Source organism: Sphingorhabdus sp. Alg231-15 (genome assembly GCF_900149705.1).
Lineage (GTDB): Bacteria > Pseudomonadota > Alphaproteobacteria > Sphingomonadales > Sphingomonadaceae > Parasphingorhabdus.
In genome coordinates this window covers 1,717,083-1,738,143 of sequence record NZ_LT703001.1, presented here as the reverse complement: position 1 = coordinate 1,738,143, position 21,061 = coordinate 1,717,083, and the positions used below count along the sequence as shown (strand labels likewise).

Sequence of the window (21,061 nt, the reverse complement as noted above, 5' to 3'; positions counted from 1 at the left end):
AGAAATTTGAAATGCCATCGCCATTAGACGCTATGATCGACGAAACATTGGGCGTCATGACACAGCCGGGACAGCTTCTGGAGCTCTCCACGGTCAATAAATACGGCGTCGATATGCCGATGTTTAAAAATGCGCCGAGCAATGTTTCGGACTTTTTCGCTTTTTTCTGCATGCAGCATGCCGACAAGGAATTTCTCGTCGATGGTGATATCCGACTGACTTTTAAGGAAACTTATGCCGTTGCCCGCGTTTTGGCTGGCGGACTGGTCGCTGGACATGGCGTCAAGAAGGGCGACCGTATCGGGATCGCTGCCCGCAACTCCGCCAACTGGATCATCCTCGACATGGCGATCACCATGGCGGGCGGTGTCTCCACCAAATTAAATGGTTGGTGGCAAGGCGATGAACTGGCCGATGGTATCGAAGATGTCAGTTGCTCGATTGTTTTCGCCGATCCACAGCGCGCAGCGCGCTTGACCGAATCGGGTCGTGACCATGGCGCAGAGGTTGTTTTGTTTGATCATGATGTTGCGCCGCTTGAAGGATTGAAGGCCTGCCTGGCAAATGGCGGTGATGCGGAGACCCCGCTGCCGCAAATGGGGCCAGAGGATAATGCGACCATATTGTTCACCTCAGGTTCGACCGGTCGATCCAAGGGCGCCTATGCCGAGCATCGCTCTGTCGTTCAGGGTGCGATGAGTTTTGTCGGTGCCTTTGCGGTGATGGCAAACCTGATGGAAAAAGCGGGCACCTTGCCCGATATCCAGCCGACCGCTCTGGTTGCGGTTCCGCTGTTTCACGTCACAGCTTCGGTGCCGCTGGTATTGGTAAGCTACGCGATTGGCCGCAAGCTGGTGATGCAGAAAAAATGGGATGCCGAAGAGGCCATGCGTCTGATCGAGAAGGAAAAAGTGACCTATTTTGTTGGCGTTCCACTGATGAGTATGGAGATATACGCGCATCCCAAGGTCAATGACTATGATCTGAGCACCTGTGTTTCCATGGCCGCTGGCGGTGCGCCGCGTCCAGTCGAGCATGTCAAACGGATCAAGGAAGGCATGGGCAAGGGCTTTCCGCTCATTGGTTATGGTCTCACCGAGACTAATGGTGTTGGCTGTTCCAATCAGAATGAAAATTATCTCGCCAAGCCTGACAGTACGGGCCGTGCGACGCCGCCTATCGTTGAAGTTGGCATATTGGATGATGACGGCAATAAAGTACCACAAGGTGAGCGCGCAGAGGTCTGCATCCGTTCGTCCGCTAATTTCACCGGCTATTGGAACAATGACCAGGCCACCAAGGACGCCTTTACCGATGACGGCTTTTTCCGCACCGGGGATATCGGCTATCTGGACGAGGATGGTTATCTGTTTATCGTCGACCGCAAGAAAGAGATTATCATTCGCGGCGGCGAGAATATTAGCTGTCAGGAAGTGGAAGCTGCCATATATAGCCACACTTCGATAGCAGAAGCCTGTATTTTCGGCGTTGATGATGAGCGCTTCGGTGAAGTTCCGGCTCTGGTCTATCATGTGAAAGATGGCGAAGCACTGCCGCAGGACGAGCTACTGGAATTTTTGAAAGACAAGCTCGCACCGTTTAAAATGCCGGTGCATATCTGGCAATATGAGGATCCGCTGCCCAAATTGGGAACGGCAAAAATCGCTAAAATCGTGTTGGCCAAGAAGCACCGGGAAATGCTGGCCGCTTCGGGATGAATGTTCGCGCCAATATACCCAGGCCGGCAACTGATCCGGGAAAGCGGATTGTAAGGCAGCGGGATATTGTCGATCGCCGTAAATTGTCCGAGGCGATTGAGGCGCTGATCACCGAACATGGGATAACCAAAGCCCGTCCCAAAATATTGCCGTTGCTGCAACAGGCCCTCGCCGATGGTCGGGCAGAGATTAGTCGGCGATTGATCGAAAAGCCTTCTGCGGGCCACGAAGCGGCGGCGGCGCAGTCATTCCTGATCGACCAGCTCGTACGGATCATTCATGATATCGCGGTGGGGCACCAATATCCGGTGAACAATCCCTCATCGGGTGAGCGGATTGCGGTGATGGCGGTTGGCGGCTACGGACGCAGCGAAATGGCGCCCCATAGTGATGTGGACATTGCCTTTCTGACACCACACAAACAGACCAGCTGGACCGAGCAAGCGATTGAAGCGATGCTGTACTGGCTTTGGGACCTGGGTTTGAAAGTCGGGCAAAGCAGCCGTTCGATCGATGAGATGGTCCGCATGGCCAACGAGGATCTCAGTATCCGCACTGCCTTGCTCGAGGGGCGTTATGTCTGGGGTGATACCGGTGTCTATGAGGAATCCAAGGCCCGGTTTTTTGCCGATGTCGTATCCGGAACCGACCGGACCTTTGTATCGGAAAAGCTGGCTGAACGTGATGCGCGCCATGTTCGCATGGGCGACAGCCGTTATGTGGTTGAACCGAATGTCAAGGAAGGCAAAGGCGGCTTGCGTGACCTGCAGACGCTCTATTGGATCGGTAAATACATACATCGGGTCGCGTCCGCAGAAGAGCTGGTCGATGTTGGGCTGTTGACCACGGCGGAGTTTAAACGGTTTCGCAAAGCCGCGAATTTCCTCTGGGCGGTGCGTTGTCATATGCATGATATGACCGGTCGCGCTGAAGATCGGCTGACATTTGATCTGCAGACCGGCGTTGCACAGCGCATGCGATTTGCCGACCGACCTGGTAAATCGGCGGTTGAACGGTTCATGCAATATTATTTCCTGAACGCCAAAGTGGTTGGCAATCTGACCGGCGTATTTCTCGCCCATCTCGATGAAACCCACAATGCAGGCGTCAGGCGGTTCATCCCTAATATCACGCGGCGACCCAAGAAGCTCAAAGGATTTACGCTGGACCGCGGGCGGTTGGCGCTTCCTGATGAAAGTTTCTTCGAAGAAGACCCGGTTCGTCTGATCGAGATTTTCCAGCTTGCGGATAAACACGAGCTGGAAATTCATCCACTGGCCATGCGCGCTGCGCGCCGTGATGCGAAACTGATCACAAACAAGATCCGCAAGGATCGCCGCGCAAACAAGCTTTTCCTGGATGTGCTCTGTTCGCCGCGTGACCCCGAACTGGTATTGCGCTGGATGAATGAAGCTTCGATTTTCGGGCGTTTCATTCCCGATTTCGGCCGGGTAGTCGCGCAGATGCAATTTGACATGTATCATCATTATACAGTGGACGAGCACAGTATAAGAGCGATCGGACTGCTGGCACGGATTGGCAGCGGTGATCTGGTCGATGATCATCCCAATTCCACCGAAACGATCAAGAAACTGAAAAATCGGCGCGTGCTGTTTGTCGCGACGTTGCTGCATGACATCGCCAAGGGGCGAGGCGGGGATCACAGCATATTGGGTGCCGAAGTGGCGATGAAATTATGCCCGCGTCTGGGTCTTGAACCCTATGAAACAGAGCTGGTTGCCTGGTTGGTGCGGCACCATCTTTTGATGTCCGCAATGGCGTTCAAACGCGATCTGTCAGATTTCAAAACCATTCAGGATTTTGTCAGTCAGGTCAAAAGTATCGAGCGGTTGCGTTTGCTAACCGTGCTGACCGTGGTTGATATTCGCGCCGTGGGCCCGGGGGTATGGAACAGTTGGAAAAGGCAGCTGCTGACCGATCTGTTCCAGGCCGCTGAGGAAATGTTGTTGCTTGGCCACAAACAGCGCGGTCGCAAGGAACGTATAGCCCAGAAAAAGGCAGTATTGGCAGAAAGCCTGGATATCCCGAAAGCACAATTTGCGAAGCTCGCAAAGCGTTTGACCGACCCTTACTGGATCGCTGAACCGGATGATATTATCGCTCATAACGCCCGTCTGATGATGCGTGCCGGCGATGATAACCTAGCCATATCGGCAGATGCCTATCCCGAACGCGGCGCGACTTTGGTGACCATCTATGCTGCCGATCATCCCGGACTCTTTTATCGCATTGCCGGCGGTATTCATGTCGCAGGCGGCAATATTATTGATGCTCGCATTCACACCACCCGTGATGGCATGGCGTTGGACAATTTTCTGGTGCAGGACCAGCATGGCCAGCCCTTCGCTGAAGATGCTCAACTTGCTCGCCTCAAGCAGGCCGTAGAGGATGCGCTGGCCAATCGTTCCAAACTGGCAACGAAGCTGGAAGCCCGCCCGCTTGCCCATTCGCGGGCTGGAGCGTTCAATATCGTGCCCAATGCGATGGTCGATAATGACGCATCCAATCGTTTCACCGTGATCGAAGTAACGGCGCAGGACCGACCCGCTTTGCTCAACGAACTGGCTCATGCGTTGTTCGAGTCAAAAGTCACCGTGCACAGCGCCCATATTGCGACCTATGGCGAGCGTGCGGTTGATACGTTCTACATTACCGACCTGCTGGGCGGGAAGATTGAGAGCAAGGCCCGTCTGAACGGCTTGAAAAAGAAACTGACCAATGCGGCGACACAGAAGGAAGCCGAAAAGACCGCTGCTTAACCAAGCTTGTCCTTTAGCGCTGACAATGCGCCAAAGGGGCCAGCCTCCTCTTCGCTTTTCAAACCCTTTTTCTGCGCTGTCTGATCCGCATCAGGGCCGCGGGGATAGGGGTCGAGGGCGAGATATAAAGTTTGCGCAATGGCTTCACCCAGATCAATTTGGGCTGATTCATATTCGATGACATCGCAATCTTCCGCTGCCAGTTCGATTTCTTCTTCACTCGGCGGGATATCGGTTTTCTCGACGAAGATAATATCAAAGGCTTCGTCCACCCGGACAGGGAAAGGCTGGCCGCTGATGGCGCATGTCTGATGCAGATCGGATTGGATATGACCGGTTAATCTGATCTCATGCTCTTTGGCTTCAAGGCGGTAGTCCGCAGCGATTGTCTCTATCGATGGCAGGTCAAACCGCTTCGCCAAGGCATGCCGTTGATCTTCATCCGCCATAATCTTGTCGGCCAGTGGGATGCCGCCAATGTCGGACAGTTTTATGATCCGGGAAAGTTCCGGTGGGGGCAAGGGCGTTGATGCGTTCATGAGGCTACCTTTGCAATATTTCCGGCAATGACCTGGTCGATACCAGTCTGGTCAAGCTGATCGTAAAAGTTGGCAAGATGTCTGGCTGTGAAATCAAGTTCTTCGGATGCTGGCGCATCGCCGCGATACAGATTTCGAACAAGCGCTTCACCAAGATCAGCATCACCTGTCAGTGCGTCCCGGTAGGCGCCCAACCGGCCGCCCAGCGCGCTCATCATCTCGCCAACCCGCTTGCCGACAATCAAATCGCCAATACCAATCTGGCGGAGCTGCCCCTCCATATCAGTGACAAATAACTCCGTGAGCCACGCTATTTCCTGTTTCGCCTCTTCGGTCTGATCGAGACGGATCAGTACGGCGCAAAGAATAGCGGCAATCATGTCAAAGCGCCCGTCTAGCGTATCGGGCACAGCACCTTTTTCATACCAACCGGGAAACCGCCCTTCGGAAATCACGGCATTATAGAGCGGTTGCATGACCAGATTGGGGTCTTTGCGCCCGAATAGACTGTTCAAGAATGACATTTATTGTGACCCCGATTTTCGACGCGAAACAATAGGCACGTGCCCATGTGTGTTAAGACTACATACAGGGGATATTGATATTTGTATCGCGAGATGCAATGGGCCTTATAACAAGTGGCAGGGAAACCGCTACAAGGATCAAAACCGTCCTGATCGTGCCCCGCACCATCACGGTGGTTGTTTTGGAGAAGTGAGTTAATGCGTAGCCAATTGAAAATGCAATTCGTATTGACCGGGTTGGTCGCTGGCGGCCTGCTGGTATCCGGCTGTTCGCAGGTTCGTGGCCATCAGGGTTATATTGTCGACCCGGTGCTGACCAATGCCATCATGGCCGGGGTTGATAATCGGCAATCGGTCGAGGCTTCCCTTGGGCGCCCCACATTTACCGGGCAATTTGAAGAGAATGTCTGGTATTATGTATCGCGCGAAACAAAGCAGCTGGCATTTAACTCGCCCAGTGCAAGAGATCAGATGGTGATGCGCGTGACCTTTGACGAGGCAGGCAATGTCTCTGCTGTTGATCGCACCGGACTGGAACTGGTCGCGAATATCAATCCAAACGGCGATTCAACGCCTACGCTCGGCCGCGAACGCTCTTTCTTTGAAGAACTGTTCGGCAATATCGGTGCCGTCGGTGCACCCGGTGCACAAGGGGCGAGTAACGACCCGACACGCCCCTGATTACCGGTCGCTATTGCTATTTGGCAATACCACTAGCCGCCAGCACGGACAAAGTGACGAGCTCAGATGCAGTCGAAGCCATCGTCGCAATCTGCACAGACTTGTCCAGACCGACCAGCATCGGTCCGATCACCGCATCACCACCCAATTCTCGAAGTAGCTTTGCCGAGAGATTGGCCGATTGTAGACCCGGCATGACCAGCACATTGGCCGAGCCGGATAGCCGGTTAAACGGATAGTTTGCCATTAATTTCGGATTGAGTGCGACGTCCGGTGCCATTTCACCTTCATATTCAAAAGCGACCCGGCGGCTATCAAGTACCGCGACGGCTTCCCGGATATTTTCCAGCCAACGCCCGGCCGGATTGCCGAATGTTGAATAGCTGAGGAAGGCAACGCGTGGTTCATGGCCCATCTTCCGCGCAACAGCGGCAGTTTGTTCAGCAATATCGGCCAGTTCTTCCGCACTGGGTCGCTCGTTAACTGTGGTGTCCGCCATGAAGACGGTATGGCTTTGTCCAACCATGACATGAATTCCAAAGGCGGTCCGGCCTTTCTCCACATCAATGACTTTGGCGACATCCTTGAATGTTTGGGAATAGGGGCGGGTGACGCCAGTGATCATCGCCTCGCCCTGATCCATGGCAAGCAAGGCCGAGCCAAATATATTGCGGTCCTGATTGACCATGCGTTTTATGTCGCGCTTCATATGGCCCTTCCGATGCAAACGCTCATAAAGCATGTTGACCATCTCGGGGACGAGCGGACTGTTGCGCGAGTTGTGGATTTCGAACCGGTCGGGATCGCTGACGCCAAGCTCTTTGAGCTTTTCGCGCACTCGATCATCCCGGCCGACCAGCACCGGTGTACCATAGCCGCCATCCTGAAACTGGATGGCTGCGCGCAGCACAACATCTTCTTCGGCTTCGGCAAAAATCACGCGTTTCGGCGCCAAACGGGAGGTTTCGTAGGCCTGCGTCAAGACCGATGTGGTTGGATTGAGCCGCGCCTTGAGGCTTTGACGATAGGCATCAAGATCCTCAATCGGTTTCTGCGCAACACCGCTGTCCATTGCAGCCTTGGCCACCGCGGCGGAGACCACATCCATTAGACGCGGATCAAAGGGCGCGGGAATGATATAGTCCACACCAAAGGTCGGAGCTTGCCCGCCATAGGCTGCTGCGACTTCTTCTGGCACTTGTTCGCGCGCCAGTTCGGCAATTGCATTGGCCGCTGCGACTTTCATTTCGTCGTTGATCCGAGTGGCCCGGACATCCAGTGCGCCCCGGAAAATAAACGGGAAGCCGAGGACATTATTGACCTGGTTGGGATAATCCGACCGTCCGGTGGCAACAATCGCATCGGGACGGGCGGCCTTGGCATCTGGCGGAGTGATTTCAGGGTCTGGATTGGCCATCGCAAAGATAATCGGCTTATCGGCCATGTCCCTGACCATTTCGGGTTTCAGAGCGCCAGCGGCAGAAAGACCGAGGAATACGTCAGCCCCTTTCAAGGCTTCAGTAAGATCGCGCGCATCGGTGTCAATCGCGTGCGCGGATTTCCACTGGTCGACATTATCGCGACCGCGATAGATGACACCACTGCGATCACACATGGTGAGATTGTCATGCGGAACGCCCATCGCCTTGATCAGCGCTGCACAGGCAATGGCGGCGGCACCGGCACCGTTGACCACAACTTTGATGTCCTTGACCTCGCGATTGGTCAGCAGGCAAGCGTTAATAATTCCGGCAGCAGCAATAATGGCGGTGCCATGCTGATCATCGTGAAAGACCGGAATATTCATCCGGTCGCGCAGGGTTTGTTCGATAATGAAACAGGCCGGCGCGCCGATATCTTCCAGATTGATGCCACCAAAGCTGGGTTCCATCAGTTCAACCGCATTGATAAACGCCTCGGTATCTTCCGTGTCGAGTTCGAGATCGATCGAGTCGACATCAGCAAAGCGTTTGAACAGGACCGCCTTGCCTTCCATCACCGGCTTGGAGGCAAGTGCACCAAGATTGCCAAGGCCCAGAATGGCGGTGCCGTTGGATATCACCGCGACCAGATTGCCTTTGGCGGTATAATCATAGGCCGTGGCAGGATCTTCGGCGATGGCGCGGACCGGGACGGCAACGCCGGGCGAATAGGCGAGACTCAGATCGCGCTGTGTCGCCATCGGCTTGGACGCGATAATTTCAATTTTTCCGGGTCTTCCATGGGAATGAAATAAGAGGGCTTCGCGTTCAGAAAATTCTACGTTGCTTTTGTTCTCGTCGGCCAAATTATATCTCCGTGATTCAGGTCCGGCCTCTTGTGCCCGCCCCCCTGCTGCGCGTCCCGCTACGTGCCTACTCCGAATGATAGCGATTGGGCAAGACTTGGTATATTGCTGATTTCGAATAACTCTGTTCAATTAAAGAAATCGCGCTCTTTTCCCGAACCGGACTCTTCGCTATCGCAGAAGGGATGGCAACACAGACTCAACAGAAATCGGGATCAAAAGGCGCAAAGCCGGCTAAGTCTAAATCGAAGGCTGCGGTGCCGGCAAAGCTAACCCCGATGATGGAGCAATATTTTGCGCTCAAGGAAAAAGCGCAGGATTGTTTGCTGTTTTACCGGATGGGCGATTTTTTCGAGCTGTTCTTTGAAGATGCCAAGCTGGCCTCGGCGGCGCTTGATATTGCGCTGACAACACGCGGGAAAAACGCCGGAGAGTCGATACCGATGTGCGGTGTGCCCGTCCATGCAGCGGAAAGCTATCTTGCGAAGCTGATCCGCGCCGGTTTCAAAGTGGCAATTGCCGAGCAGACCGAGACGCCTGCGGAGGCCAAGGCGCGCGGAGGATATAAGGCATTGGTCGCGCGGGATATTATTCGCTTTGTTACGGCCGGGACGTTGACAGAGGACACGCTGCTCGATGCCCGGTCGGATAATATGCTGGTTTCCATCGCCGAGGTGCAGGGGCAGATTGGCATTGCCGCTAGTGACATCTCGACCGGAGATTTTGAGCTGTTGCAGATCTCCGAGCATGCCCTGACTGCGGAATTGTCGCGGATCGCGCCGTCCGAGATAATCTGCAGTCCGTCATTGGCAGCGCGGCTCGAAGCTGCAACCGAATGGCCCAAAGAGGATTTTGACAGTCAGAAAGCCGAGCGCAGGCTGAAGGCGCTGTTCGGGGTTTCCACGCTAGACGGCTATGGCGATTTTTCCCGTAGCGAGCTCGCGGCAGCAGGCGGACTGATCGCCTATGTCGAGCATGCCGCGCAAGGCGACACGCCGTTTCTGAAGCCACCGGTGCAGCGTCATGCAGGCGAATATCTGCTGATTGATGGCGCAACCCGAGCGAGTCTTGAGATTGAACGGACAATGGCGGGTGAGCGCAAGGGGAGTTTGCTCGACAATATCGACCGCACGGTAACGCCGGGTGGCGCGCGTCTGCTCGGCCGTGATCTGGCTGCACCGCTATTTGACGAAGCGAAGATCAACCAGCGTCTGGGCGTGGTGCAATGGTTTCACGATGCTCCTGCGATTCGCGATATGGTGCGCGACGCGCTCAAGGCTATGCCGGATGTCAGTCGCGCTTTGGGCCGGGTTTCGGCGGGACGCGGCAGCCCTCGGGACATCGGCCAGATACGCGATGGCCTGAATGGCGCGCGACATCTGCGCGAGCGTCTGGCGCTCGATATGGCACTACCCGATCTCATGGACGCCCTGCTGCCAGCGCTTGATGGCCATGCTGCGATGGTCGATCTGCTGGAACGGGCCTTGGTCGAATCGCCGCCTACAGACATGACTAATGGCGGCTATATTGCTGCTGGTTATGATCCGGCATTGGACGAATTGCGCAGTGCCGGATCCGACGGTCGCAAGGCGATTGCGACTCTCGAAGGACGCTACCGTGAGGCGACCGGGATCAATACACTGAAGATCAAGCACAATGCCGTGCTTGGCTATTTTATCGAGGTCCCGGCGCGCCATGGCGATAGCCTGATGGCCGAAGATTCTGGTTTCACCCATCGCCAGACTTTGGCGGGCGTGGTGCGGTTCAATTCGACCGAGCTTCACGAAGAAGCGGTACGGGTAACGCAGGCAGGCGCTCATGCATTGGCTGCTGAAGCCGCACATTTTGAAGAACTGGTCGACAAGGTTTTGCAGCGCCAGGATGCAATTGCGATCAGTGCGGACGCGCTGGCGCGGATTGACGTGGCCTCCGCATTGGCTGAACGGGCGGTTGAAGGGCAATGGTGCCGTCCCGAATTTGCCGATGGCAATGTGCTCGATATCAAGGCGGGCCGCCATCCGGTGGTCGAGGCGGCACTCAGTGCGTCCGGTGATCCGTTTGTCGCCAATGATTGCGCCTTGTCCAACGATGAACGTCTCTGGCTGGTTTCGGGTCCGAATATGGGCGGTAAATCGACATTCCTGCGGCAGAATGCGTTGATCGTGATCCTGGCGCAGGCGGGCGGCTTCGTGCCTGCTGCCTCAGCTAGCCTCAGCCTGGTTGATCGTCTGTTCAGCCGCGTCGGTGCGTCTGACAATCTTGCGCAGGGACGCTCCACGTTCATGGTCGAGATGGTCGAAACCGCGACGATCCTCAGTCAGGCGACGGACAAGAGCTTTGTCATTCTGGATGAAGTGGGCCGGGGCACCTCAACCTATGATGGTCTTGCGCTGGCATGGGCGGTGGTCGAGGCGGTGCATGAAACCAATCAGTGCCGCTGTCTGTTTGCCACCCATTATCATGAACTGACTCGCTTGGCTGACCGGCTTGATGCTATGTCATTACACCATGTCCGGGCGCGGGAGTGGAAGGGCGATCTTGTGCTGCTCCATGAACTCGCCAAGGGCCCGGCGGATCGCAGCTATGGTCTGGCCGTCGCAAAGCTGGCGGGTATTCCCAAACCGGTTCTGAAACGCGCGAAATCGGTGCTTGATAAGCTGGAGGCAGGAAAAGCGGAGACCGGCGGACTTGCTGCCGGACTGGGCGACCTGCCTTTATTTGCGGCTAGTCTTGCGGACGAGGAAACAGAAACCGATATGCTAAGAGACGCGCTGAAGGAGCTCGACATCGATGCCTTGAGCCCGCGTGATGCGCTCGACAGGCTTTATGCGCTAAAATCGTTGCTGGAACAGGAAGAATAGAATGAATCGCTGGATCATTATCGCTATGGCTGCGTTGCTGCTGGCAGGTGGTATTTATGTCTACAGCGCGCGTAGCGCCAATGCCGAAGCGCTGGAGGTTGGTGCCGCTGCCCCCGACTTTGAAACCACCGGCGCACTGGCAGGAAAACCATTCAAGATAAGCCTGTCCGACAAGCTGCAAAACGGTCCGGTCGTGCTCTATTTCTTTCCTCAGGCCTTTACCGAAGGCTGCACCATCGAAGCCAATATGTTTGCCGAAGCAACCGCTGATTTTGAAGCGGCTGGGGCGACAGTCATTGGCATGTCCGGCGATGATATGGAAACGCTGACCAAATTCTCGGTTGAGGAATGCCGCGATAAATTTGCGGTGGCGCGCGCTGATGACAAGGTGATGGATGGCTATCAGGTTCGTATGGAACCGACATTGGCGCTGACCAACAGAACTAGCTATGTAATTGATCAGAATAGTAAAATTGCGATGGTACACAGCGCGCAAGACCCCCGGAGCCATGTGGAAATGACGCTCGAAAAGGTGAAGCAGTTGGAGCGGGCGAAGATTGCTGCGCCGCCTGAAAATTGATAAACATGTTGCAATTGGCGTGAAGCTGGATTGAAAGACAGCATGACCGAAGAAGCAAATAATCACGCGCCCGATCCTGCGATGCTGGCCAAGGCTGAAACGCTCACCGAGGCCTTGCCCTATTTGCAGCGCTATGCGGGCAAGACTTTTGTCGTCAAATATGGTGGCCACGCGATGGGCGATCCCGCGCTGGCACGCAATTTTGCCGAGGATGTGGTGCTGTTGAAAGCCGTCGGTATCAACCCGGTCGTTGTCCATGGCGGCGGTCCGCAAATTGGTGCGATGCTGGAACGGGTTGGCGTTGAAAGCGAGTTTGTCGACGGGCTGCGAGTCACGACCAAGGAAACCGCCGAGATTGCCGAGATGGTTTTGTCTGGCGCGATCAACAAGGAGCTGGTGAGCTGGATAGAAAGAGCCGGTGGCAGCGCGATTGGCATATCCGGCAAGGATGGCGGTTTTGTAAAAGCCGCCAAGCTACGCCGCACTGCGCGCGATCCAGACAGTAATATCGAACGGATTATTGATCTCGGCTTTGTCGGCGAACCAAAGCGAGTCGATCGGAGCGTCGTGGATACCATTTCGACCGCAGGCATGATTCCGGTCATCGCTCCGATTGGGGTAGGCGAGGATGGCCATACCTATAACATCAACGCCGACACCATGGCCGGTGCTGTTGCCGCCGCCCTCAGAGCCTCGCGTCTGTTTCTGTTAACCGATGTCGCCGGTGTGTTGGACAAGAAGGGCGAGCTGCTAACCGACCTCTTCCCCGGCGAAATCAAACGACTCAAGGAAGATGGCACGATATCAGGTGGCATGATTCCCAAGCTGGAAACCTGCGTTAATGCGGTGATGAAGGGTGTCGATGCCGCAGTTGTGCTGGATGGCCGTGTGCCGCATGCCATGTTGCTGGAAATCTTCACCAGCAAGGGTGCTGGTACCCTGATCCGCGATGATTTTGAAACGGTTGATTAATTGCCGAACTGTATTATATTATTGATACACTAATTTGATGGCATAGATTGCTTGGCATTGTGCGCCACTATCGTTTAATGGCCATCATGAGATAAAAAGGTTTCGGTTCATGTTTTTCGCCCTGTTTCAGATTATCGGCATTTTGTTGAATGTCGCTATTACCGTCATCATTGTGCAAGCGATTATGAGTTGGCTACTCGCATTTAACGTAATCAACCTGCAAAATGACATTGTGCGAGCGATCTGGACTACATTGGATGCGCTGACAGCTCCGATTTACCGGCCTGTCCGTCGAATCATGCCCGACTTCGGATCGATTGATCTGACGCCGATGGTCGTGATTATCGGCATCATTATCTTGCAGGATGCCATTCTTCCTCCGCTCGGTGCGGCGCTCATTCCTGTTTTATGACCAAGAACGGGGCGACGATAATCGACGGCAAAGCCTATGCCGCAAGCCTTCGCGAACGCATCAAGGCCGAAGTTCCGAAATTTCAAGAACAAACAGGCCGGGCGCCAGGGCTTGCCGTGGTGCTTGTCGGCGATGACGCTGCCAGCCAGGTCTATGTCGCATCCAAGCACAAAGCGACCGTGGCCGCCGGTATGGAAAGCTTTGAGCACTGTCTGTCCGCTGATACGGCGCAGGCAGACCTGATCGCATTGGTTGAAAAACTGAACGCTGACGATGCTGTTGATGGCATATTGGTGCAGCTGCCGCTACCGGACCATCTGGATGAAAAAGCTGTCGTTATGGCGATTGATCCGGACAAGGATGTCGATGGCTTGCATGTCATCAATGCCGGGCGGCTGGCCAATGGTGAGGAAGCGCTGACGCCTTGCACACCGCTTGGCAGTTTGATGCTGCTCAAGGATCAGCTTGGTGATCTGTCAGGACTAAACGCCGTCGTCGTGGGTCGGTCGATATTGGTTGGCAAGCCGATGGCACAATTGCTGCTCGCTGAAAATTGTACCGTGACCATGGCGCACAGCCGGACGCGTGATTTACCCGATGTCGTCCGCCGCGCAGATATCGTGGTTGCCGCCGTTGGCCGCGCCGAGATGGTCAAGGGCGACTGGTTGAAAGACGGTGCGGTGGTGATTGATGTCGGTATCAACAGGCTCGCCCCCGAAGCGGGCAAGGAAAAAGGCCGATTGGTCGGTGATGTTGCCACGGCCGAAGCGATGGATCATGTTCAAGCGATCACGCCTGTTCCGGGAGGGGTTGGGCCGATGACTATTGCTGTGCTATTGCGTAACACATTGGTTGCCGCATCCGCGCGTGCAGGCCTTTCTAAGCCCGAAGGACTTTAATCCATGAAACAGCTATTTGCGGCGTTGGGAATAGCATTGTTGTTGGCAAGCTGTGCCAGTAACGGCCGGCCAAATGACCGTGAGCGGTTTTTGCGAGCCGCCGGTAAACCTGTCGCCAATCCCAGCGATATCGTCAAGGCGGAGCTGGCCTTTGCCCGACTGGCCCGAGAAAAAGGTCAATGGACAGCGTTTCGCGAAACCGCCGCCGCTGACGCGATCATGTTCACGCCAGAGCTTGTGAGTGCGCAAGTGTGGCTGAAAGGCAAGGCGGATCCAACGCGCGCAACCGAATGGCAGGCGCACAAGATTTTCATGTCCTGCGATGGCAGCATGGGCGTCGCGACGGGAGCCTGGCAAGGTGCCAGCGGTGGTAACGGCTATTTCACGACCATTTGGGAGAAGCAGGACGCCCAAAACCGGCGTCAGCGCGGCAAAGAAGTCGAGTGGAAATGGGTATTTGACCATGGCGTGCCATTGGACAAACCTTTGGCAGAACCGGATTTTGTCACCACCAGAGTTGCGAGCTGTTCGAAAGATACGATTGCCGATGTCGGGGCGGTTGAGGCAGGCGAGAAGAACAAGATCGGTTCTTCGATTGACGGTACATTATTCTGGAGCGCGGAGAGTTCCGCCGATCAGTCCCGCTCGCTGGTAGTTCGCCTGTGGAATGGCTCCAAATGGGAAGATGTCGTGTTTGACGACGTGGCAGCGCCGTCTCAATGACCGAGCTTTTTGTTTCCGCCTTCATCACCTTTTTCGTAGTGATTGATCCGCCCGGCTGTGCGCCTATTTATGCCAGTCTGACGGGCGATGCCACGGCCAAACAGCGCCGCAACATGGCGATCCGCGCCATTGTGGTCGCAGCGATTATCCTCGCGGTTTTTGCGGCCTTTGGCGAGCAATTGCTGAGCGCGCTGGGGATCAGCCTTGACAGTTTCCGCATCGCCGGCGGGATCATGCTGTTCATCATCGCATTGGAAATGGTGTTTGAAAAACGCACCCAGCGCCGCGAAGATCGGGCGCAGGATATTATTGATAAGCCGGAAATCGAGGATGTCTCGATTTTTCCGATGGCGATGCCAATGATTGCCGGACCCGGGTCAATTGCCGCGGTGATGCTGCTGATGGCGCGGCATGAAGGTCTCGAAAGCACGTTCGTGATTCTAGGCGCTTTGGGCGCGGTTTTGCTGCTGACGCTCGCTGGGCTGCTTCTCGCCGGGCCAATGATGCGGATATTGGGTCATAAAGTGGAGCAGGTCATTACCCGCGTACTTGGCGTGTTGCTTGGCGCGCTCGCGGTTCAATTTGTGGTGGACGGGCTCAAGGCGAGCTTTTGAATCCTATAATCTGCGGGCTTCTTCGATCAGCATTACCGGTATACCGCGCTTGATCGGATAGGCTACGCCAGCCGCATCGCTAATCAGCTCCTGTGCGTCGGCGTCATAGACCAGCGGTTTTCGCGTCGCAGGGCAGACCAATATGTCCAGTAATGTGACGTCAAACTTACCGGTCGGCTGGTTGCTCATTGCAGGGTAACCCGGCCCTCATCACCATCCTGCCGTCCAAAAAATTCCAGCAGCTGTATGATCAGTTCAGCGCGATTGGACAATCCGTCGACTTCGAGCAAGGCCTGTTTTGACGCGGCGTCAAAAGGAGCAATCTGGGCAATGCCGTTGACGAAGGACATATCATCGAGCCGTCCGATGCTGTCCCAGTCGACCTGATAGCCCTGCAGATCAGCAAATTTGCGCGATTCAATTTCCAGTGCAGCCCGTTCGGCACTGGCGAGTACCTCGTCCAGTTCCGCATTTTCTTCGATTTTCGCCAGCACTTGGCGAAAAGCCGTGGACGCATCTAGCTCCTCAATCACCTTGAACCGCGAAACGCCTTCCAGCACGATATTGAACCGACCATCATCCATCGCTTCAATGTCGATAATCTTGCCAACACAGCCGATGTCGAACAGTTGCGGCACATCTCCATCCGTTTTCGGCTGGATCATTCCGATTTGCCGATCCCGGGCCATCGCGTCGTTAATCAGTGCGCGGTAACGCTCTTCAAATATGTGCAGCGGCAGATGCATGCCGGGGAACAGCAATGCGCCGGCCAGGGGAAATATGGAGATGCGTTTGCTATCCGTCATATCTATCCGAACAATATCGCAGAAAGCTTGCGCCGTGTTGCTGAAACCCATTCGTCTTCAAGGCCGACCACTTCGAACAACGACAGCAGTTTTGCTCGCGCTGCCCCTTCATTCCATTCCTTGTCGGCTTCAATAATTGTCAATAGATGCTCTGCAGCGCCATCATGGTCGCCTGATGCTATCATTGCGCTGGCGAGATCAAAGCGCGCCTGATGATCGCCGGGATTGGCATCAACGGCAGATTGCAAGGCTGCCGCCGCGCTGTCATCCGGTTTGTCCTTTGCCAATGCGAGGGCAGATCCAGCACGTTCAATCGCAGGATCACTGGCCATGGCTTCGGGAACTCCGGCGAGAGCCGCTTCGGCTTCAGGCAGGTGGCCTGCCAGCACCATCGCGCGAATCAATCCGCCGACCGCTTCGGCATTATCAGGTGCCATATCAACGATTTGGGCAAAGATGCCTGCCGCCCGTTCGCCATCGCCCTGACCGAGCACGTCTTCACCCATGGCCAGCAGCGGAGCGATGTCTTGTTTCGGTTCTCCACCTCCTGCGCCAACCGGAAGCTGTTCCAGCAGCTGATCGAGAATCTGTCCCAACTGGCTCTCGGTCCGTGCAGACGTCAGGTCGGCGACCGGTTTGCCTTGAAATATCGCATAAACAGTGGGAATCGACTGGACCTGAAACTGTGATGCGATGAATTTATTTTCATCGACATTGACCTTTGCCAGCATCACGCCCTTGTCGGCATAATTGGCGGCGACCTTCTCAAGCACGGGGGTCAGCGCCTTGCACGGTCCGCACCATTCTGCCCAGAAATCCAGGATCACCAGTTTGTCCATGCTAGGCGCGACTACGGCTTGCTGAAACTCTTCAACCGCCTTTTGTTCGTCTACTGTTAAACCTGCTGTCGCCAATTGCTGCTCCTGTACCTTAATATTTCGATGCCATTCTCTCGAGCCGTTTCCGGCGGGAATCGCGTCCGGTTTTCTTATATATCCGGGCTTTATGTGGGGATGGACCAGACAAAGCCAAGCATATTTTTACTTTTCATGGCCCAGGATTGAAAAATGGGGCTTGCCGGACCCCATAACGCATGCTAACCGCGCGCCTCAACTGCTGATGACGATAGCAAATAACCCGATGTCACAGCGGCGCCGAGCGGGCGTAGCTCAGGGGTAGAGCACAACCTTGCCAAGGTTGGGGTCGAGAGTTCGAATCTCTTCGCCCGCTCCAGATTTTTTCGAAATTCTGAAATTGTGATGCCGTTACGGCACGGCTGGGTCTCGTCAAAATTGTCGCCAGACCTGCGGAAATGCTAGTAGTTTTGCGGTTGACCCTGAGGGTTTAAGTGATTTAATCGAACAGTTAAATTTACTGTTCAGGAGAAACAACATGAGCGTGACGGTCGATAAACATGGCGATGTCGCTTTGATCACCATGGATGATGGCAAGGCCAATGCGGTCAATTTTGATTTGATGCTGGCGCTCAATGATGCGCTTGATAAAGCCGAATCTGATGCCAAGGCGATTGTTCTGGCCGGGCGAGAGGGGCGTTTCTCTGGCGGCTTTGATTTGAAAGCGATGGCGAATTTCAAACCTGAAGATGCCGCGCGATTGCTGGACCGGGCCAGTGAACTGTTGTTGCGCCTTTATGGTGGTCCTTTGCCGGTGGTTGGCGCCTGTGCGGGCCATGCTATTGCGATGGGTACATTTCTGCTTCTCGCCTGTGATACACGCGTCGGGGCAGAAGGGGATTTCAAACTTGGTGCCAATGAATCAGCGACGGGCATGAAATTGCCAGTCTTTGCGCTCGAACTGGCGCGGGATCGGTTAAGCCCGCATCACTTGACCAGAGCCATGGTGCAGGCCTTTATCTATGACCCGAAGGGTGCCGTGGAGGCGGGCTATCTTGATATGCTGACTGCGCCGGAAAAGGTGGTTGAACAATCATTGGCAATTGCCGGACAGCTCACATCATTGTCGACCCGTGCCTATGCCTATCAAAAGGCCGCACTGCGCAAACCCACTCTCGATGCGATCAGGGCGAGTATCGGCAATCATCCCAACCTTTAGGGGCTGCCGATCACGTCCTAACCAATATGCTGGTCGACCAGGATCGGATTGCCATCGGGATCTACTATGGTGAAGCTGGCAGGGCCTTCACCATCCGGATCCGCCTCGGTGGCAAATTCCACGCCCTTGGCTTTCAGTTCCTTTTGCAGGTCGCGAATATCGGTATAGTCATCCAGCGTCTCCGCATTGCTATCCCATCCTGGATTGAAGGTCAGGATATTGTCCGGAAACATATCCTGAAACAGGCCAATCACCGTGTCGCCATTTTTCAGGATCAACCAGTTCTGGCTCTTATCGCCGCCAAATTTGGTAAAGCCGAGCTTCTCGTAGAAGGCCTCGGAGGTGTTTAAATCCTTGACGGACAGGCTGATCGAAAAGGTACCGAGTTGCATATATATTCCTTTCACGGTTTGGGTGAGAATCTAGGCCTTTGCAGGCAATAATTTCGGGTTACGGAGCAAGATTGCGGAAATGAGAGAGATGATCAGGCCAACTGGAAAAATCTCGACGAAGGTCATTGGCAAGCGGATATAGGGCTTGGCGTAGTTGACCTTTAACTGCTCCGCTTCCGCAATCACCTTGTCCAGCGCAGCGCCGGTTACACCCTCGGCCTTCTTCGCTTCGATCAGGCCAGCTGTATATTCGTTGATGAAGGCAAAATCTGTGCTGAGCAAATACATCTCCCAGACAAAAACGTAGATCGCACCTGCTATCGCTGAAATGGCGAGACCAAGACCGAAGCCGGGAAGAAACTTGATCACACCGCCGAGATGCAGATCGCGGTAGCGCTTGATCCCGACAAAAATCATCGACAGGGCCACCAGCATGATCAGATATCCGAAATATTCGGAGGCGTAGAAGCCCTGACCATTGCTCGAAATGATGCCAAGCAGCATCGACAATATGACAATCGTTCCCGATAGAACGCCATAGACAACCGAAATTCTTAACATGATCAACACTCCCCCTCGGTGAGACCGACAGAGCGGCCTTGATGGAGTATAGTCTAAACGCAAAAACCTCGCTCTGGAAATCACCCTGATGGGTGATTTTGCGAATTTCACCCTCTGGCACTACGGAATGAGATGCAGTGATCGCGCCTTTTCTATAGCCAGCATGCGCCGGTCCACGGCCAGTTTTTCAAACAAATGGGCCACATGGGTCTTGATTGTATTGGGCGAAATACCAAGGGTACGTGCCATTTCCTTATTGGATTGCCCCTGCGCCATGGCTTCGAGTACTTCCAGCTCCCGGTTTGAAATGCCAAGAGATTTTAGGGCCGGACCATTGCGTTCAAAGGCTTTGGCCTTTTCCTTGGCCGTCAATCGATGTCCAACCCATATTCCCAAAGATACGAACAAAGTTGCCAGCACGACGATGTACAGCTCGGTTGAAATGCTCTGCATGAAAAACCGGTATTCCAGCCACTGCAGCGCAAAAGCCGCCAAGCCCAAAATCAGGGCATAGATCAGGATGATGCTGAAACCCGGCCGTGTCATGCTGATCTTTGATCAGCGATAAGCCGTGCTGCGTCAATCCCTTTCAAAAACGATCTTGATATCCGGATCCATCATGGCATCTGCTGCCTGAGAAAAGGGCACAGAACGGGTGATCACCTCATCCGGCGTAATGCTGCCGCAATGGGCGCAGTCGAGCAGATGGTCGATTTCCGCACGGGCATGAACGCGGCTGATCGTGTAGGTGATCCCTTTCATATACATGGAGCGCAGCGGAATATTGGTCTGATTGCTCATGCCCGCTGACACGCCGCTGCAAATTCCACAGGGCTGTGTGGATCGCAGCGCAAAGACAAGGGCATCGGGCAGGCCGGCTGCCTCAACGACAATCGGGAATTCCTCGGTTGCTCGCAAGTCTGGGCCATATTGGGTCTGGATAGCCTCTGCGCCCAGTGCCTTGGCCTTGGCCAGCCGGTCGGCATCATAGTCACGATAGACGATCCGGCCTGCCCCGAGCGCGCGGGCCGCTTGAACGGAGAACAAGCCAACGCTCTGCGCTAGGCCGCCGACGATTAATATGTCTGCCCCCGGCCGCTGTGCCAGTGGCTCTGCCACGGTACGATAGCCATCGCCCGCATTGTCAGAGATCGCCGCCGCGCTAGTGATTGAAACATTGTCCGGAATTTTCACCAGCATTGCGTCAGCAAAAGGCACGTTGACGAGATCGCTCAATCCGCCACCCCATTTTCGATCACCTGTGGGCGCGAAACCATAAGCCGCAAAAGGCTCGACCGTGGTGCAGGCATTGGTCCAGCCCCGCCGGCAATTGTCACACGAACCACAATTTATCTGAAACGGCACGATTACGCGATCTCCGGGAACAAAGCCTGTTACGCCATCGCCAATCTCGACCACCTCACCGGCAATTTCATGACCAAAGGCAAATGGCCCTTTCATCGGATACATGCCGCTGGCCATATACAGATCCAGATCGCAGCGGGTAACGGCAAGCGGCCGGACAATAGCTTCGCCAGCATTTTCGATGGTTGCTGCCGGAACCTCGTGCCATTCAAACTGCTTGGGTTTGATGAAAGTGAGTTGCTGCATACTGGTCATGATGATGTTCCTTTTGCGC

General features: G+C 54.9%; 21 protein-coding genes and 1 tRNA gene. 12 read left to right on the top strand and 10 right to left on the bottom strand.

The window, feature by feature from the left end:
* Window positions 1–11: 11 nt before the first annotated feature.
* Window positions 12–1,718 (top strand): AMP-binding protein, encoded by a 1,707-nt coding sequence (locus tag DG177_RS08580; RefSeq protein ID WP_108811095.1) that lies wholly within the window; start codon window positions 12–14, stop codon window positions 1,716–1,718.
* A complete protein-coding gene (locus DG177_RS08575; protein ID WP_108811094.1) occupies window positions 1,715–4,498 on the top strand; it encodes a [protein-PII] uridylyltransferase in 2,784 nt (927 codons plus the stop codon). The genes DG177_RS08580 and DG177_RS08575 overlap by 4 nt, the downstream gene beginning before the upstream one ends.
* Here DG177_RS08575 and DG177_RS08570 read toward each other — a convergent pair.
* Together DG177_RS08570 and DG177_RS08565 are read right to left on the bottom strand one after the other, a co-directional pair.
* Window positions 4,495–5,037 (bottom strand): YceD family protein, encoded by a 543-nt coding sequence (locus DG177_RS08570; RefSeq protein WP_108811093.1) that lies wholly within the window; start codon window positions 5,035–5,037, stop codon window positions 4,495–4,497. The genes DG177_RS08575 and DG177_RS08570 overlap by 4 nt on opposite strands.
* Complete coding sequence (locus tag DG177_RS08565; RefSeq protein WP_108811092.1) at window positions 5,034–5,561, bottom strand: ubiquinol-cytochrome C chaperone family protein; 528 nt, start codon at window positions 5,559–5,561, stop codon at window positions 5,034–5,036. Before DG177_RS08565 ends, DG177_RS08570 begins: the two co-directional genes overlap by 4 nt.
* 198 nt (window positions 5,562–5,759) lie before the next feature.
* Between DG177_RS08565 and DG177_RS08560 the strand changes: the two genes are divergently transcribed.
* A complete protein-coding gene (locus DG177_RS08560) occupies window positions 5,760–6,242 on the top strand; it encodes an outer membrane protein assembly factor BamE (protein WP_337658654.1) in 483 nt (160 codons plus the stop codon).
* Window positions 6,243–6,258: 16 nt separating this feature from the next.
* Here the strand turns inward: DG177_RS08560 and DG177_RS08555 are convergent, their stop codons facing one another.
* Window positions 6,259–8,529, bottom strand: coding sequence for a phosphate acyltransferase (locus DG177_RS08555; RefSeq protein WP_108811091.1), 2,271 nt, complete (start codon window positions 8,527–8,529; stop codon window positions 6,259–6,261).
* Window positions 8,530–8,807: 278 nt separating this feature from the next.
* Between DG177_RS08555 and mutS the strand changes: the two genes are divergently transcribed.
* The 7 genes from mutS (at window position 8,808) to DG177_RS08520 (ending at window position 15,590) form a co-directional block, all read left to right on the top strand.
* Window positions 8,808–11,390, top strand: a complete 2,583-nt coding sequence (mutS, locus tag DG177_RS08550; protein WP_108812879.1) for a DNA mismatch repair protein MutS — start codon at window positions 8,808–8,810, stop codon at window positions 11,388–11,390.
* Between the two features lies 1 nt (window position 11,391).
* Window positions 11,392–11,970 (top strand): redoxin domain-containing protein, encoded by a 579-nt coding sequence (locus DG177_RS08545; protein WP_108811090.1) that lies wholly within the window; start codon window positions 11,392–11,394, stop codon window positions 11,968–11,970.
* A gap of 42 nt (window positions 11,971–12,012) precedes the next feature.
* Window positions 12,013–12,942, top strand: coding sequence for an acetylglutamate kinase (gene argB / locus DG177_RS08540; RefSeq protein ID WP_108811089.1), 930 nt, complete (start codon window positions 12,013–12,015; stop codon window positions 12,940–12,942).
* Window positions 12,943–13,051: 109 nt separating this feature from the next.
* Entirely contained in the window at window positions 13,052–13,354 is a 303-nt protein-coding gene (locus DG177_RS08535; protein ID WP_108811088.1) for a YggT family protein, read from the top strand.
* Window positions 13,351–14,253: a bifunctional methylenetetrahydrofolate dehydrogenase/methenyltetrahydrofolate cyclohydrolase FolD gene (folD, locus tag DG177_RS08530; protein WP_108811087.1), complete on the top strand. Its 903-nt coding sequence runs from the start codon at window positions 13,351–13,353 to the stop codon at window positions 14,251–14,253. Before DG177_RS08535 ends, folD begins: the two co-directional genes overlap by 4 nt.
* Window positions 14,254–14,256: 3 nt before the next feature.
* Entirely contained in the window at window positions 14,257–14,976 is a 720-nt protein-coding gene (locus DG177_RS08525; protein WP_108811086.1) for a hypothetical protein, read from the top strand.
* Window positions 14,973–15,590, top strand: a complete 618-nt coding sequence (locus DG177_RS08520; RefSeq protein WP_108811085.1) for a MarC family protein — start codon at window positions 14,973–14,975, stop codon at window positions 15,588–15,590. The genes DG177_RS08525 and DG177_RS08520 overlap by 4 nt, the downstream gene beginning before the upstream one ends.
* Window positions 15,591–15,593: 3 nt before the next feature.
* Here the strand turns inward: DG177_RS08520 and DG177_RS08515 are convergent, their stop codons facing one another.
* Genes DG177_RS08515 through DG177_RS08505 form a run of 3 tightly spaced genes read right to left on the bottom strand, consistent with a single transcriptional unit; the run spans window position 15,594 to window position 17,310 of the window.
* Window positions 15,594–15,779, bottom strand: coding sequence for a Trm112 family protein (locus DG177_RS08515; protein WP_108811084.1), 186 nt, complete (start codon window positions 15,777–15,779; stop codon window positions 15,594–15,596).
* On the bottom strand, window positions 15,776–16,396 hold the full coding sequence (locus tag DG177_RS08510) for an LON peptidase substrate-binding domain-containing protein (RefSeq protein ID WP_108811083.1): 621 nt from the start codon (window positions 16,394–16,396) through the stop codon (window positions 15,776–15,778). Before DG177_RS08510 ends, DG177_RS08515 begins: the two co-directional genes overlap by 4 nt.
* Before the next feature lie 2 nt (window positions 16,397–16,398).
* Window positions 16,399–17,310: a tetratricopeptide repeat protein gene (locus tag DG177_RS08505; RefSeq protein ID WP_108811082.1), complete on the bottom strand. Its 912-nt coding sequence runs from the start codon at window positions 17,308–17,310 to the stop codon at window positions 16,399–16,401.
* A gap of 244 nt (window positions 17,311–17,554) precedes the next feature.
* Between DG177_RS08505 and DG177_RS08500 the strand changes: the two genes are divergently transcribed.
* Both DG177_RS08500 and DG177_RS08495 read left to right on the top strand, forming a co-directional pair.
* Window positions 17,555–17,629, top strand: a tRNA-Gly gene (locus tag DG177_RS08500).
* A gap of 159 nt (window positions 17,630–17,788) precedes the next feature.
* Window positions 17,789–18,469 carry a crotonase/enoyl-CoA hydratase family protein gene (locus tag DG177_RS08495; protein WP_108811081.1) on the top strand — a complete coding sequence of 227 codons (681 nt, stop codon included), beginning with the start codon at window positions 17,789–17,791 and terminating at the stop codon, window positions 18,467–18,469.
* Window positions 18,470–18,486: 17 nt separating this feature from the next.
* Here DG177_RS08495 and DG177_RS08490 read toward each other — a convergent pair whose 3' ends face one another.
* The 4 genes from DG177_RS08490 to DG177_RS08475 all read right to left on the bottom strand — a co-directional run bounded on the left by DG177_RS08490 (window position 18,487) and on the right by DG177_RS08475 (window position 21,042).
* A complete protein-coding gene (locus DG177_RS08490; RefSeq protein WP_108811080.1) occupies window positions 18,487–18,861 on the bottom strand; it encodes a VOC family protein in 375 nt (124 codons plus the stop codon).
* 30 nt (window positions 18,862–18,891) lie between these two features.
* Complete coding sequence (locus DG177_RS08485; RefSeq protein ID WP_108811079.1) at window positions 18,892–19,422, bottom strand: DUF4199 family protein; 531 nt, start codon at window positions 19,420–19,422, stop codon at window positions 18,892–18,894.
* A gap of 120 nt (window positions 19,423–19,542) precedes the next feature.
* Window positions 19,543–19,968: a LuxR C-terminal-related transcriptional regulator gene (locus DG177_RS08480; RefSeq protein WP_108811078.1), complete on the bottom strand. Its 426-nt coding sequence runs from the start codon at window positions 19,966–19,968 to the stop codon at window positions 19,543–19,545.
* A gap of 33 nt (window positions 19,969–20,001) precedes the next feature.
* The gene (locus DG177_RS08475; protein ID WP_108811077.1) at window positions 20,002–21,042 is read right to left on the bottom strand and encodes an alcohol dehydrogenase catalytic domain-containing protein; all 1,041 of its coding nucleotides are present in this window, start codon (window positions 21,040–21,042) and stop codon (window positions 20,002–20,004) included.
* Window positions 21,043–21,061 lie beyond the last annotated feature (19 nt).

Bases quoted from the DNA above. Each gene is read 5' to 3' on its own strand.
- DG177_RS08580 (WP_108811095.1), top strand. From the start codon at position 12: ATGCCATCGCCATTAGACGCTATGATCGACGAAACATTGGGCGTCATG.
- DG177_RS08575 (WP_108811094.1), top strand. From the start codon at position 1,715: ATGAATGTTCGCGCCAATATACCCAGGCCGGCAACTGATCCGGGAAAG.
- DG177_RS08570 (WP_108811093.1), bottom strand. From the start codon at position 5,037: ATGAACGCATCAACGCCCTTGCCCCCACCGGAACTTTCCCGGATCATA.
- DG177_RS08565 (WP_108811092.1), bottom strand. From the start codon at position 5,561: ATGTCATTCTTGAACAGTCTATTCGGGCGCAAAGACCCCAATCTGGTC.
- DG177_RS08560 (WP_337658654.1), top strand. From the start codon at position 5,760: ATGCGTAGCCAATTGAAAATGCAATTCGTATTGACCGGGTTGGTCGCT.
- mutS (WP_108812879.1), top strand. From the start codon at position 8,808: ATGATGGAGCAATATTTTGCGCTCAAGGAAAAAGCGCAGGATTGTTTG.
- DG177_RS08545 (WP_108811090.1), top strand. From the start codon at position 11,392: ATGAATCGCTGGATCATTATCGCTATGGCTGCGTTGCTGCTGGCAGGT.
- argB (WP_108811089.1), top strand. From the start codon at position 12,013: ATGACCGAAGAAGCAAATAATCACGCGCCCGATCCTGCGATGCTGGCC.
- DG177_RS08535 (WP_108811088.1), top strand. From the start codon at position 13,052: ATGTTTTTCGCCCTGTTTCAGATTATCGGCATTTTGTTGAATGTCGCT.
- folD (WP_108811087.1), top strand. From the start codon at position 13,351: ATGACCAAGAACGGGGCGACGATAATCGACGGCAAAGCCTATGCCGCA.
- DG177_RS08525 (WP_108811086.1), top strand. From the start codon at position 14,257: ATGAAACAGCTATTTGCGGCGTTGGGAATAGCATTGTTGTTGGCAAGC.
- DG177_RS08520 (WP_108811085.1), top strand. From the start codon at position 14,973: ATGACCGAGCTTTTTGTTTCCGCCTTCATCACCTTTTTCGTAGTGATT.
- DG177_RS08515 (WP_108811084.1), bottom strand. From the start codon at position 15,779: ATGAGCAACCAGCCGACCGGTAAGTTTGACGTCACATTACTGGACATA.
- DG177_RS08510 (WP_108811083.1), bottom strand. From the start codon at position 16,396: ATGACGGATAGCAAACGCATCTCCATATTTCCCCTGGCCGGCGCATTG.
- DG177_RS08495 (WP_108811081.1), top strand. From the start codon at position 17,789: ATGAGCGTGACGGTCGATAAACATGGCGATGTCGCTTTGATCACCATG.
- DG177_RS08490 (WP_108811080.1), bottom strand. From the start codon at position 18,861: ATGCAACTCGGTACCTTTTCGATCAGCCTGTCCGTCAAGGATTTAAAC.
- DG177_RS08485 (WP_108811079.1), bottom strand. From the start codon at position 19,422: ATGTTAAGAATTTCGGTTGTCTATGGCGTTCTATCGGGAACGATTGTC.
- DG177_RS08480 (WP_108811078.1), bottom strand. From the start codon at position 19,968: ATGACACGGCCGGGTTTCAGCATCATCCTGATCTATGCCCTGATTTTG.
- DG177_RS08475 (WP_108811077.1), bottom strand. From the start codon at position 21,042: ATGACCAGTATGCAGCAACTCACTTTCATCAAACCCAAGCAGTTTGAA.